The sequence below is a fragment of the Actinophytocola oryzae genome (assembly GCF_004364325.1).
Lineage (GTDB): Bacteria > Actinomycetota > Actinomycetes > Mycobacteriales > Pseudonocardiaceae > Actinophytocola > Actinophytocola oryzae.
In genome coordinates, this window is sequence record NZ_SOCP01000006.1 from 294,588 (window position 1) to 307,384 (window position 12,797).

A 12,797-nucleotide genomic window follows, 5' to 3' on the forward strand; every position below is an offset into this window, starting at 1 on the left:
TGTCAGGGGAGTCGGCTTGTCCGGCGTTTCCGTTTCACCCAGTTGTGTGACACCGCACGCGACCCTGTCGCGTGAGTGACATCACAGGGCTACCTGTCGGGGCCTCGGCCGGACCAAGACCACGCGTAGGCGGGGTCCTCGCACCCGCCTGCCGCCTCGCCAAGCTCGAGCGGCCGGAACGTGTCGATCATGACCGCGGTCTCGTCGAAGTAGTCCACCCCGATGGCCGCCTCCGCCGCACCCGGCTGCGGGCCGTGCGTGAAACCGGACGGGTGCAGCGACAGGGAGCCGAGCCCGATGCCCGACCCCTTCCGTGCCTCGTAGTCACCACCGACGTAGAACATCAACTCGTCCGAGTCCACGTTCGCGTGGTTGTACGGCACGGGCAACGCCAGCGGGTGATAGTCGACCTTGCGGGGGCAGAACGAGCAGACCACGAAGTTCGGCCCCTCGAACGTCTGGTGCACGGGCGGCGGCTGGTGCACCCGCCCGGTGATCGGCTCGAAGTCGCGGATGTTGAACGCCCACGGGTAGAGGCACCCGTCCCAGCCGACGACATCGAACGGGTGATTGGCGTAGGTGAACCTCGTCAGCCCCGCCCGGTGCCGGACGAGCACGGGCACGTCCGTCCCCTCGACGAACAGCGGCTCGTCGGGCCCGCGCTGGTCACGCTCGCAGTAGGGGGAGTGCTCCAGGAACTGGCCCTTGGTCGACAGGTACCGCTTCGGCGGTCCGACATGGCCCGTCGCCTCGATGACGTACAGCCTGGTCTCGCCGTGGGGCAGCACGCGGTAGGTCGTGGAGGTCGGCAGCACGACGTAGTCGCCGTCGGTCACCTCGAGCACGCCGTAGATCGTCTCGATGGTCGCGGCGCCGGTCTGCACGTAGATCAGCTCGTCGCCGACGGCGTTGCGGTACAGCGGGCTCGGTGCCGTGGCGATGGCGAACGCGATGGTCAGGTCGCTGTTGCCGAAGAGCGTGCGCCTGCCGGTGACGGCGTCGACCTCGGTCCGCTCCTCTGACTTGAGATCCTGGGTGCGGAAGTGGCGGGGCATCAGCGGGTGGTTGGGCGTCAGCGGCCCCCGGTGGTCCTCGACGACCTCCGCGTCGACGATCGCCGTCGGGAGGAACCGGTGGTAGAGCAGGGCGGAGTCGGACGAGAAACCCTCGACGCCCATGAGCTCCTCGGCGTAGAGCGAACCCTCCGGAGAGCGGAACTGCGTGTGCCTTTTACGGGGGATCGCCCCGACGCGGCGGTAGTAAGGCATGTCCTGTCCCGTGTTCGATAGTCGGACATCTTTGTTCAGTTGCTGATACGCTACTAGCGTGTCAGCCGTGTCAAGCGCCGCACCCCAGCCCGCGTCAGATCAGCGGGACGTGCCCTCCCTGCTCGCCCGCCTCATCGACGACGCCGCGTTGTTCCCGCCGTGCAACGCGACCGTGCCAGACGCGATCAAGCTGCACCTGGCGGCGAGATCGAGCGACGTGTCGGATGTACTGGGACTTTTCCTGTGTCCGGCCTCCCGGCTGCCCGAGCTGATCACCGAGTTGATCAAGGTCAAGCCGGGGAAACCGGTCGAGCTGTCACTCGTGATCGACACCGGTCTCGGCGGCGTGCCGAAGGCGCTGTCGATCGTCGAGTCGCGTGCCGAGCTGCTCGCGCTGCGCATGGTCGAGATGCCCGCGCCGACGGATGTCGACGAGGTCTGGCTCGAACGCGTCTCCGAGTTCGTGCCGGAAGATGTGATCCGAGTCATAGAGCCGAGGCGTGGCGGACCCGGCTGGCTCGACGGCATCCAGCGGGTGATCGAGCACGGCAGCTGGCCCAAGATCCGCTGCGGCGGGGTGTCCGCGCAGAACTTCCCGAGCGTCGAGGAGATCGCGGGCTTCCTCGCCGTGATCAACGACGGCGGCGCCTCGTTCAAGGCGACCGCGGGCCTGCACAACGCGGTCCGGCACACGGACGCCGAGACGGGCTTCACCCACCACGGGTTCCTGAACCTCCTGCTCGCCACGTCCCGGCTGCTGGCCGGTGGGCCGGTCGAGGACGTGCACGCGGCGCTGTCGTCGACCGACGGCAAGGCGCTCGCCGAGGAGGCCAGGAACCTGACCGAGCACGAGGCGCTGTCCGTCCGCGGCGTGTTCGCCTCCTACGGCTCCTGCTCGCTGACCGACCCGGTCAAGGACCTCGAGGAACTGGGGCTGCTGTGACCTCGTGGGTGCGTGATCCCGCGTTCGCCCGTGACCAGCCGTTCGGCCCGCAGACCCTGCCCTACGGCGTGGTCGACGCAGGCGACGGTCCCCGGGTCGCGGTGCGGCTCGGCGAACACGCGCTCGTCCTGCCGTCGGTCGCGCACGACCTCGGCGACCTGGCTCCGCTGGTCGCGGGCCCGTCGCTGGACCGGCTGCTGGCGGCCTCGCGGGTCGAGTGGAGCGCGCTGCGGGCGCGGCTGATCTCGCTGGTGACGCGGTCGGGCACGCCGGCGGGCGCACAGCTCGTGCCGCTGACGGACGTGCGGATGTCGCTGCCGTTCACGGTCGGCGACTACGTGGACTTCTTCTCGTCGCGCCACCACGCGGAGAACATGGGCCGGATCATGCGGCCGGGCACCGAGCCGCTGCAGCCGAACTGGACGCACCTGCCGGTCGGCTACCACGGCCGCGCCGGCACGGTCGTGGTCTCGGGCACCGATGTCGAACGTCCGCACGGCCAGCGCCGGGGCAAGGACGGCCCGCACTTCGGCCCGTCCGGCAGGCTCGACATCGAGGCGGAGGTGGGCTTCGTGTGCGGCGGGCCGGTCGCCCGCCGGGTGTCGACGTCGTCGGCGCCGGAGCACATCTTCGGCGTGGTGCTGGTGAACGACTGGTCGGCGCGTGACATCCAGGGCTGGGAGTACGTCCCGCTCGGCCCGTTCCTCGGCAAGTCGTTCCTGACGTCGGTCTCGGCGTGGGTGACCCCGCTGGACGCGTTGGCGGTGGCCAGGGTGAAGGTGCCCGACGTCGGCCACCCCCGGATGCCGTACCTGGTGGAGGACTCCCCGTGGGGCCTCGACCTGCGCCTGGCGGTGGAGTGGAACGACACGGTCGTGGCGCGCCCGATGTTCGCGGAGATGTCGTTCTCGTGCGCGCAGCAGCTGGCGCACATGACGGTGAACGGCGCGTCGGTCCGCCCGGGTGACCTGTTCGCCTCCGGCACCGTGTCCGGCCCGACGCAGACCCAGCGCGGCTGCTTCATGGAGCTGTCGTGGGGCGGCCGCGACAGGATCAGGCTGTCCGACGGCTCGGAGCGCACGTTCCTCGAGGACGGGGACACGGTGGTCATCTCGGCGACCGCCCCCGGCGAGGACGGCTCCGTGGTCGGCATCGCACCCGTGGAGGGCACGGTCCTGCCCGCGGTGGACCTCTGACATGGCCCGCCCGATCCGCCCCATCCAGCCGTCGGCGCCCCGCCCCCCGGCAGGCGCGGGCAGGGAGAGCTCACTGACGTTGGAGCGCGGCCTCGCGCTGCTGCAGGCGGTGGCGGACTCGGAGTCGGAAGCCCCCACGATCAGCGACCTGGCCACGTCGATCGGCGCGTCCCGGGCGGCGGTGTACCGGCTGCTCGTGCCGCTGCAGGAGCGCGGCCTGGTGCGGAGGGACGGCTCGAAGGTTCGCCTGGGCCTCGGTTTGCTGCGCCTGGCGGCCCGAGTGACCCCGCAGCTGCGCCTGGCCGCGCTGCCGGCGCTACGTGAACTGGCGGAGTCGGTCGGCGCGACCGCCCACCTGACGGTGGCCGACGGTGAGGAGGCGCAGGCCATCGCGGTCATCGAGCCGACGTGGACGACCTACCACGTGGCCTATCGGGTGGGGACGCGTCACCCGCTGTCCCGGGGCGCGGCAGGCAAGGCGATCGGCCTGCGCGACGAGAACCCCGGCTGGCTCTCCACCACGGGCGAGCTGCAGTCCGGCGCCTCCGGCATCGCCGCACCGGTCCGCGGCGTCCCCGGCCTGCGCGCGAGCGTCGGCGTGGTGAGCTTCGAGGCACTGGACGACCCGTTCGTGGGCCCCCAGGTCCTCGCCGCCGCCGCCACGGTCGCCACCGCCCTGCGCTGAACAGCAGTGGATGTGATCGGCGGGTACGTCGCCGCGGTCTGTGGAGCCTCCCGGTTGGGTGTTCCGTTCGGGACCCTGGTGCTGACCACGGTGGCGGTGGTGCTCATCGTGGCGTTGGGCGTCGGGTCGGACCTGCTCGACGCCTCCACTCGACGGTTCCGGGCCGCGACCGACCGCATGGTCCAGCTGCGGCAATGCCCTTCCTGCAAGGGACAGATACCCGAACCGCCGAAGAGGTCGTGGTGGCGCCGAGTTGGGCCTGGTAGTAACGCCTAGACGGGACGCCGCTCCACCACCCGCCGCAACGCCTGCCGTGCCCGGTCGAGCCTGCGTGCCTCGTAGGCGATGGGGAAGTACCGCAACCGTTCCGGCAGCAACGGCACCACCCGGCCGACCACGGACCCCAGGAGCCGCAGCCGCCGCTCGTCACGGGCCGTCCACCTGAGCCCCAGCGTGGACCGGGCCTTCGGCGGCAGCGTCCCGATCGTCACGAAGAGCTGCACCCGGCCCGGTACGTCCGTCGCAAGCCGCCACAGCGGGCGCAGCACCGGCGCCAGCGCGGGTGGGGGCGGGATCCGCCGGCTCACGGACAGGAACTCGTACGTGGTCGGGTGCGCGACCAGCGTGCGGTCGAGCATGTCGTCGAAGTACATCAGGTACGCGTCGTAGGTCGGCGGGATCTCCTTCTCCGCCACGTGCAGGTTCCGCGCCAGCTGGACGATCTCCGCGTAGTACTCCTCCGCCTCGGCGTGGGACAGCGGCCGCCGCGAGAAGTACCGCGCGCCGGTCTCGTACGCGTACTGCGCGGTCAGGATGATCCACGCCCACGGCCCCGACGCGAGCGCCTTGTGGGTCACCCCGTCCACCGTCGACTTCAGCGGCGCGTGCAGCTCCCGCAGCCGGTCACCCTCGGTCAGGGCCTCCTCGCCGCCGTACACCCAGGTCATCACCGACGCGATGGACCGCTGTGCCCGCCCGATCGCGTCCGTGCGGAACACCGAGTGCTCGCCGACCACCGCACCCACGGTCGGGTGCATCACCTGCAGCGCGAACGCGGCCCCCGTCGTGAGCGAGAACGTGACCAGCCCCGTTTCGTCCCACAGCCGGGTCCCCGGCTCGATCGGCTGACGCATCCCCGACTCCCTGCTGGTGAAGGCTGTCACCAACAAGCCTAGGGCCGCACCGCGGGCGACCTGCGTTAGGCGACGATCGCCTCGTAGGCGGCCAGGAGAGCGAACACGACGAACACGACGGCCGCGCCACGCTGGATGAAGTGCGCGGGCACCTTCGCCCGCAGCTTGCGGCCGACCAGCAGGGCCAGCGCGGTCACGCTCATCAGCGCGAGGAACGTCCCGATGCCGACGGCGACGGGGCTTGCGTACCTCGCGGCGACGCCGATGGCCGTGACCTGCGACGCGTCGCCCCACTCGGTGAGGAAGAGCGTCCCGAACGACACCATCGCCGCCCGCACGAAGGTCACCGCGTTCCGGGCGGACAGACCGCCGCCGTCCGCCTCGTCGGTGTCCGACTCGAGGCTCTCGCGCCACAGCAGGAAGGCGCCGACGGCGAACAGGACCGCGATGGCGCCTGCGACGATCCGCTCGGGCAGCAGCGTGATCGCACTCCCGAGCGCGACGGCGATGATCGACTGCAGTGCGAACGCCGCCGCCGCGCCCGCGAGTACCGCCTTGCTCCGGAAACGGCTCGACAGCACGAGCGTCAGTGCGGTCGTCTTGTCCGGCAGCTCCAGCAGGAACACAGCGCCGTACGCGGAAACGAAGGCTAGGAGCCAGTGGCCCATGTGAACGGAGTCCCTCCGCGGTCGGGCCCGGAAGGAGGCAACGTGTCTCCGACCGGGCATGGTTCTACCCGGCCGGAGGTCTCGTTCGCCCACATGAAGCGGGTGAGGCACCGGACCCGCCTTGGCGGATCAGTATGTCGACGCACTCGCCGGATCGGCTCAGCCGATCGCGGGAACTACTCCCCTCTGGCAGCCGCCAGTGTACCTGACGTGGTGTTATGACTGGCCTCACAGGACCTAGGTCCTCCGCGGACAGGACCCCGGGACCTGCCGGCGCGCGCCTGCGCGGAGAAGCCTGGAGGCGTGGAAGTCCTCGATCTGGCCCGCTGGCAGTTCGGCATCACGACCGTTTACCACTTCCTGATGGTGCCGCTGACGATCGGGCTCTCGCTGCTCGTCGCGGGCATGCAGACGGCGTGGGTGCGCACCGACAACCCGCGCTACCTGCGCATGACCCGCTTCTGGGGCAACCTCCTGCTGATCAACTTCGCGATGGGCGTCGTCACCGGCATCGTCCAGGAGTTCCAGTTCGGCATGGCGTGGAGCGAGTACTCGCGCTTCGTCGGCGACGTGTTCGGCGCGCCGCTCGCCATGGAGGGGCTGGTCGCGTTCTTCGTGGAGTCGACCTTCCTGGGGCTGTGGATGTTCGGCTGGGACCGGCTCCCCCGCCGCGTGCACCTGGCGTGCGTGTGGGCGTTCTCGCTGGCCTCGGTCGCGTCCGCGTACTTCATCCTGTCGGCGAACTCGTGGATGCAGCACCCGGTGGGAGTCGAGCTGGTCGACGGGAGGCCGCGGCTGACCTCGATCTGGGCGCTGCTGGGCAACTCGACGGTGCTGGCCGCGTTCCCGCACACGATCCTCGGCGCGTTCGCGGTGGCGGCGACGTTCCTGGTGGGCATCGGCGCGTGGCGGCTGTGGAAGTCGCGGGACGGGCAGGACGTGTGGCGGGCGTCGGTGCGCCTGGGGGCGTGGGCGGGCGTCGTGGCGTTCGCGGGACTGGGGATCACCGGGGACCTGCAGGGAAAGCTGATGTTCGAGCAGCAGCCGATGAAGATGGCGTCGACGGAGGCCCTGTGCCACACGGAACAACCGGCGAGCCTGTCGGTGTTCGCGATCGGCGACGTGTCCTCGCCGGACTGCGAGAACGTCAAGTCGATCACGGTGCCCGCGCTGCTTTCCTTCCTGGCCAAGGGAGACTTCCACTCGGAGGTCACCGGTGTACAGGACCTGGTGAAGCAGTACCAGGAGAAGTACGGCACGAACTACCCGGTCGACCCGCGGCTCGGCGAGCTGTCCGGCAAGCCGATCGACTACGTGCCGAACCTCCCGGTGACGTACTGGGGTTTCCGCCTGATGATCGGCCTCGGCGCGCTGGGCACGTCGGGGGGCCTGGCGATCCTGTGGCTGACTCGTCGGGGACGGGTGCCGAGGTCGGTGTGGTTCCCGCGCACGGCGCTGGCAGCGATCGCGATGCCGTTCCTGGCCAACAGCTTCGGCTGGCTCTTCACCGAGATGGGCCGCCAGCCGTTCGTCGTGGCCCCGAACCCGTCCGGTGTGGACGGGGTGTGGATGTTCACGGCCAGAGCGGTGTCGGGCCTGAGCGTCGGTGAGGTCCTGACGTCGTTGATCGCCCTGACGCTCGTGTACGGCGTGTTGGCCGTGCTGGAGGTGACGCTCATCCGCCGGTACGTCCGAAAGGGACTGCCGGAGGACGAACCGGCGGAGGAGAAGCCCGCCGACGACCTGACGTTCGCGTACTGAGGAGCGAGCCGTGGAGACGTTCTGGTTCGTCGCGATCGCGACACTGTGGCTGGGTTACCTGTTCCTGGAGGGCTTCGACTTCGGCGTCGGCATGCTGTTGCGTGTCCTCGGCCGCACGGAGTCCGAACGGGGCGCGATGCTGACGACGATCGGTCCGGTGTGGGATGGCAACGAGGTGTGGCTGATCGTCGCGGCCGGGGCGACGTTCGCGGCCTTCCCCGGGTGGTATGCGAGCCTGTTCAGTGCCGCGTACCTGCTGATGCTGCTGATCCTGCTGGGTCTGATCGGTCGGGGTGTGGCACTGGAGTGGCGCGGCAAGGTCGACTCGGACCGCTGGCGCGCTCGCTGGGACGCGGTCAACGGAGTCGGCTCGCTGGTGGCGACGCTGGGTGTGGGACTCCTGCTGTCGTGGAACATCCTGGGTATCCCGCTGGACGCGTCGGGTAACCGCGTTGGCTCACCGTCCGCCGTGCTGCGGTGGGACACGGCGGTGGGGGCCCTGATGTTCACCGGCTTCGCACTGGTCCACGGCGCCGTCTTCGTGTCGCTCAAGACGGACGGCGTGCTTCGCCGCAGGGCGCACCGGTTCGCGCTGGGGTGCCTGCCGTGGGGTCTGGTCCCGCTGCTGGCGTTGGTGCTGGTGGCGCAGCTCCGGGAAGGGTTCACGTGGACGTGGTTGCCGGCACTGGCGGTTCCGCTGGCGGCTGCCGCCGCGTGGTGGCGCCTGCGGGCAGGTGCGGAGGGGCAGGCGTTCGCGTTGCTGGGCCTGACCCTGGCGGCAGCGGCGGTGACCCTGTTCGGGGCGCTGTACCCGAACGTCCTTCCGTCCACGGTGGACGCGGCGAACTCGCTGACGGTGCAGGGGGCCGCGTCGAGCCCGTACACGCTGAAGGTGATGACCTGGCTGGCGGCGTTCGGCCTCCCGGCGGTCCTGGTCTACCAGGGCTGGACGTACTGGGTCTTCCGCAAGCGGGTGGTCACGTGAGTCGAACCGGCCCGCTCGGCGCGCTGCCGCGTCTGTCTCGCGCGGCGCGCCGAGCACTGGTCGGGTGCGCCGTGCTGGCGGCACTGAGCGCTGTCGCGCTCGTGGTGCAGGCCTGGGCACTCGCGGGAGTGGTGACAGGCAGGCCGGTCCTGGTCGTGCTGACCGGTGCGGTGGTGGCGAGAGCGTTGCTGAGCTGGGCCACCCAGGTGGTGGCGACCCGTGCGGCGGCGGGTGCGAAGGAGGAGCTACGAGCACGTCTGCTCGACCGGTCGCTCGCGCTGGGTCCGGAGTGGACAGTGTCGAGGGGCGCGGAGCTGACGGTCCTGGCCACCAGGGGACTGGACGCGTTGGACGACTACTTCGCCGTCTACCTGCCCGCGTTGGTGAACGCGGCGATCCTGCCGCTGGGTATCGCCGCGGTGTTGCTGGTCGCGGACTGGCCGTCGGCGCTGGTCGTGGGTGCGACCCTTCCGTTGGTTCCCCTGTTCGCGGCGCTGGTGGGGCTGCACACCCGGGACCGGGTCAGGGAAGCGGCGGAGACAGACCAGCGAGTGGCGCGCCAGCTCCGCGAGTTGGTGCGGGCCCGTCCCGTCCTGACCGCGTTCCGCCGGGTGGATGCCCAGGCGACGACGATCCGCCGGCTCTCGGAGGCGGGCCGTCGAAGCACGATGGCGACGCTCCGGGTGGCGTTCGCGTCGGCGCTGGTGCTGGAACTCGTGGCGACGCTGTCGGTCGCGCTGGTGGCGGTGATCATCGGCATGCGGCTGGTCGGCGGCGACCTTTCGCTGGCAGTTGGCCTGTTCGTGCTGGTCCTGGCCCCGGAGTGCTACTTCCCGCTGCGCCAGGCAGGAGCCGCCCACCACGCGAGCGAGGCCGGCATGGAGGCCGTTCGCGAGATAGCCGCGCTCCCGGAGCCGCCAGTCTTCGGCACCCATCCCGCGGTCGGCCCCCTGACGGTCACCGACCTGAAGGTCCGCCGCCGGGACGCGTACGCCCCCGACGGTGTCACCTTCACCGCGGCGCCGGGGAGGACCATCCACCTGGACACCCCGAGCGCGTCAGGAAAATCCACGACCTTCGCCGCACTGCTGGGCTTCGTAGCGCCCACCGAGGGCCACATCCGGGTCGGCGACCGCGAACTGTCCGAAGTGGACATCGAGGCGTGGCGTGCCAGAGTGGCCTGGGTGCCCCAGACTCCGAGGTTCGCCGGCGGCACGGTGGACGACGAGCTGGGCGGCAGTCACCTCGTCGAACGGCTCAACCTCGCTCACCTCGCAGACCGCCCGCTGGCGGAGCTGTCCGTCGGCGAACGCCAGCGGGTGGCGGTGGCCCGCGCGCTCCTCCGCGTGGCGCGTGGCGCCGACATCCTCCTGCTCGACGAGCCCACCGCCCACCAGGACCCGGCCAACGCCGCCCGCGTCAACGCCGCCATCGCCGACACCGGCGCCGCCGTCATCCTGGCCAGTCACCGGACCACCGACGACACGGCCGAAGACATCGCACCACGTCGCACGACCGCCACCACAACGCAGGTCTCCCAACGACTTCCGCTCCGCACCCTCGTCACCCCGAGGCTCGTCGCGGGCGCGGCGCTCGGCGCCGCCGCCCTCCTGGCCGGGGTCGCGCTGACCGCCACCTCCGCCTGGCTCATCGCCAAGGCCGCGACCCAGCCGCCGGTCCTCACCCTCGGCATCGCGGTCGTCGGCGTCAGGACGTTCGGCCTGGCACGGGCCGGACTCCGCTACGCCGAGCGGCTCGTCACCCACGACGCCGCCTTTCGTGCCACCACCGAACAACGCGTGCGGCTCTGGCGCACCGCCGACTACCGGCGCCTCACCACCGATCTCGACACCGTCCGGGACCTCACCCCGAGGGTCCTCCTCCCGCCGCTCGTCGCGGTGGGGGTGTGCGTGGCGGCCGTGGCCGTGCAGTCGCCGATCCTGCCCGCGGCCGGTCTCGTGCTCGCCATCGCGGTCGCGGCGGCCGGACTGGGTGCACCGGCCGTCGCGCTCGCGGTCGACCGGCGTGCCACCCGCGCCCTCGCCGCGGGCCGCCGCCGCGTCGCGGGCGCGGCCCTCACCCTCCTGGAAGCCGCCCCGGACCTCATCGCCAACGGCAGGCACCGCGCGGTCCAGGCAGACCTCGCCGACGAGGACGCGCGGCTCAGGGTCCGTGCCCGTCGTCAGGCGTTCAGCGCGGGTGCGGCCAACGCACTCGTCGTCCTCGCCCTCGGCGCCGCCTCCGTCACGAGCATCGCCCTCGCCGACGGAGTCGACCCGCTGCTGCTCCCGGTCCTGGCGCTGCTCCCACTCGCCCTCGCGGAGACACTCGCCCCGCTCCCGGCCGCCGCCCAGCACCTCGCCACGCTGCGTGCCGTCCACACCGCGTGCCCCGAGGTCCACCACCAGGACGTCGAGCGCGGCATGGCACTACGCGACGTCGACGTGCGCTGGCCCGGCGCGGACGCCCCGACCCTGCGTGGCGTCAGCCTCCAGCTGGAACCCGGCACGCACCTCGCCGTCGTCGGTCCCTCCGGCGCGGGGAAGTCCACCCTCCTCGCCCTCATGGCCGGTCTGCTGCCCGCCGAGCGCGGCACCGTCCGCCTCCCGAGCACCGCCTGGGTGCCGCAGGAGCCCAGCCTCGTCGCGACCACGCTGCGCGAGAACCTGCGCATCGCCGACCCGCACGCCACCGACGACCAGCTGCGACGCGCACTCGAGTCGGCCCAGATCGGCACCTGGGCCGACCGCCTCGACGACGACCCGACCACCGCGTCCGGTGGCGAGGCCCAGCGCATCGCCATCGCCCGCGCGCTCCTCGCCGACGCCGACCTGCTCCTGCTCGACGAGCCGACGGCCCACCTGGACGAACCCACCGCGCGGCGGGTCCTGGCCGGCCTCGCGGGACGCACGGTCGTCCACGTCACCCACCGCCGCGAGGAGGCGGCCCGCGCGGACGCCGTCCTGGAACTAGCCTGACAGTGCTCATGGAACCTGTCCTCGCGGCGAAGGCGCTCGGCGCCTCGACGGAGATCGCGACAGCGGCGTTGTCCGGGGAGGACCCGGAGGCGGTGCTGCGCCTCGTCGTGCGCCACGCCGCCGAGCTGGCCGACGCCGACCTCGGCCTCGTCATGACCCGCGCAGACGACGGGTCGCTGACCGTCGAGGCCGCGCACGGCGACCCCGGCCCGACCTTCACCAACCCCGTCGGACTGGTCCTGTCCGCACGCAGCTCGGCGGCCCGCACGGCACGCAGCGGCGTAGCGACCGTCGTCGACGACGTGGCCACCGACCCGCGTACCGCCCCGTTCGTCCCGCGTGAGCTGCGGACGTTCGGGCCCTTCGCCGCCGCCCCCTTCGGCACGACACAACGCAGGCTCGGCGCGCTCACCGTCTACCGGCACCGAGGCGCGCGGCCGTTCGCCGAGCCCGCTGTCGAGGTGCTCACCGCGTTCGCCGCGCAGGCGGGGCTCGTCCTCGTGCTCGCCGAGGGCGCCACGGCCCGCGCCCGTCTCACCCTCTACCAGGAACGCGAGCGCATCGCCCGCGACCTGCACGACGTCCTCGTCCAGCGCCTCTACGGCGCCGGCATGCAGCTCGACCTGCTAGCCCGCCGCCCGACCCGCAAGCTCGCCCGCAAGGACGCGCAACGGCTCGCCGACGCCATCGACCAGCTCGACGCGTCGATCGCCGACGTCCGTGCGGTCGTGCGCGCGCTGCGCAACCCCGAGGCGGACCACGTCACCGACCTCGTCGAGTCCGCACGCACCGAGGTCGCCATCGCGGGCGAGCTGCTCGGCTTCACCCCGGAGCTCGAGCTCGACGGCGACCTGGCGGGCGTCCCCGTCGCACTCGCCGACCACGCCCGCGCGGCACTGCGCGAGACGCTGTCCAATGTGGTCCGCCACTCCGGCGCACACCACGTGACCGTCCACATCGGACGCAACGGGGCGCTGGAACTGGTGGTCGCGGACGACGGCTGCGGCATCCCCGAGGGTGTCACGCACCGCGGCCTCAAGCACCTCGAGGAGCGTGCGCGGCAGGCGGGCGGCCGCTGCGTCGTGCGGTCCTCGCCCAGGGGCACGACCGTCACCTGGACTGTGCCGCTGCCGGGGTAGGGCTTTCCCCACCATCGGTTCGCCTGCTCACCCCAGTGATC

At 71.6% G+C, this 12,797-nt stretch carries 10 protein-coding genes; 7 read left to right on the forward strand and 3 right to left on the reverse strand.

Features of this window, described 5'->3' with window-relative positions; all coding sequences use genetic code 11:
• Positions 1 to 89 precede the first annotated feature (89 nt).
• The gene (locus CLV71_RS19200) at positions 90 to 1,268 is read right to left on the reverse strand and encodes a homogentisate 1,2-dioxygenase (protein WP_133904159.1); all 1,179 of its coding nucleotides are present in this window, start codon (positions 1,266 to 1,268) and stop codon (positions 90 to 92) included.
• 67 nt (positions 1,269 to 1,335) lie between these two features.
• On the opposite strand from CLV71_RS19200, the gene CLV71_RS19205 reads away from it, so the two are divergent.
• From CLV71_RS19205 to CLV71_RS19215, 3 genes are read left to right on the forward strand one after another with little or no spacing between them, the layout of a single operon-like run.
• Positions 1,336 to 2,211: a hypothetical protein gene (locus CLV71_RS19205; RefSeq protein ID WP_279588744.1), complete on the forward strand. Its 876-nt coding sequence runs from the start codon at positions 1,336 to 1,338 to the stop codon at positions 2,209 to 2,211.
• Entirely contained in the window at positions 2,208 to 3,407 is a 1,200-nt protein-coding gene (locus CLV71_RS19210; RefSeq protein WP_133904160.1) for a fumarylacetoacetate hydrolase family protein, read from the forward strand. The genes CLV71_RS19205 and CLV71_RS19210 overlap by 4 nt, the downstream gene beginning before the upstream one ends.
• Before the next feature lies 1 nt (position 3,408).
• Positions 3,409 to 4,092: a helix-turn-helix domain-containing protein gene (locus CLV71_RS19215; RefSeq protein ID WP_133904161.1), complete on the forward strand. Its 684-nt coding sequence runs from the start codon at positions 3,409 to 3,411 to the stop codon at positions 4,090 to 4,092.
• A gap of 272 nt (positions 4,093 to 4,364) precedes the next feature.
• Here CLV71_RS19215 and CLV71_RS19220 read toward each other — a convergent pair whose 3' ends face one another.
• Entirely contained in the window at positions 4,365 to 5,225 is an 861-nt protein-coding gene (locus tag CLV71_RS19220; protein ID WP_133904162.1) for an oxygenase MpaB family protein, read from the reverse strand.
• Between the two features lie 65 nt (positions 5,226 to 5,290).
• Positions 5,291 to 5,893 carry a TMEM165/GDT1 family protein gene (locus tag CLV71_RS19225; protein WP_133904163.1) on the reverse strand — a complete coding sequence of 201 codons (603 nt, stop codon included), beginning with the start codon at positions 5,891 to 5,893 and terminating at the stop codon, positions 5,291 to 5,293.
• Between the two features lie 303 nt (positions 5,894 to 6,196).
• On the opposite strand from CLV71_RS19225, the gene CLV71_RS19230 reads away from it, so the two are divergent.
• Genes CLV71_RS19230 through CLV71_RS19245 form a run of 4 tightly spaced genes read left to right on the forward strand, consistent with a single transcriptional unit; the run spans position 6,197 to position 12,756 of the window.
• Positions 6,197 to 7,654, forward strand: a complete 1,458-nt coding sequence (locus CLV71_RS19230; RefSeq protein WP_133904164.1) for a cytochrome ubiquinol oxidase subunit I — start codon at positions 6,197 to 6,199, stop codon at positions 7,652 to 7,654.
• 10 nt (positions 7,655 to 7,664) lie between these two features.
• Positions 7,665 to 8,639, forward strand: a complete 975-nt coding sequence (cydB, locus tag CLV71_RS19235) for a cytochrome d ubiquinol oxidase subunit II (RefSeq protein WP_133904165.1) — start codon at positions 7,665 to 7,667, stop codon at positions 8,637 to 8,639.
• On the forward strand, positions 8,636 to 11,617 hold the full coding sequence (gene cydC / locus CLV71_RS19240) for a thiol reductant ABC exporter subunit CydC (RefSeq protein WP_243866573.1): 2,982 nt from the start codon (positions 8,636 to 8,638) through the stop codon (positions 11,615 to 11,617). Before cydB ends, cydC begins: the two co-directional genes overlap by 4 nt.
• Before the next feature lie 8 nt (positions 11,618 to 11,625).
• Positions 11,626 to 12,756, forward strand: a complete 1,131-nt coding sequence (locus tag CLV71_RS19245; RefSeq protein ID WP_133904166.1) for a GAF domain-containing sensor histidine kinase — start codon at positions 11,626 to 11,628, stop codon at positions 12,754 to 12,756.
• The last annotated feature ends 41 nt before the right edge of the window (positions 12,757 to 12,797 follow it).

Bases quoted from the DNA above. Each gene is read 5' to 3' on its own strand.
- CLV71_RS19215 (WP_133904161.1), top strand. From the start codon at position 3,409: ATGGCCCGCCCGATCCGCCCCATCCAGCCGTCGGCGCCCCGCCCCCCG.
- CLV71_RS19245 (WP_133904166.1), top strand. From the start codon at position 11,626: ATGGAACCTGTCCTCGCGGCGAAGGCGCTCGGCGCCTCGACGGAGATC.
- CLV71_RS19225 (WP_133904163.1), bottom strand. From the start codon at position 5,893: ATGGGCCACTGGCTCCTAGCCTTCGTTTCCGCGTACGGCGCTGTGTTC.
- CLV71_RS19200 (WP_133904159.1), bottom strand. From the start codon at position 1,268: ATGCCTTACTACCGCCGCGTCGGGGCGATCCCCCGTAAAAGGCACACG.
- CLV71_RS19220 (WP_133904162.1), bottom strand. From the start codon at position 5,225: ATGCGTCAGCCGATCGAGCCGGGGACCCGGCTGTGGGACGAAACGGGG.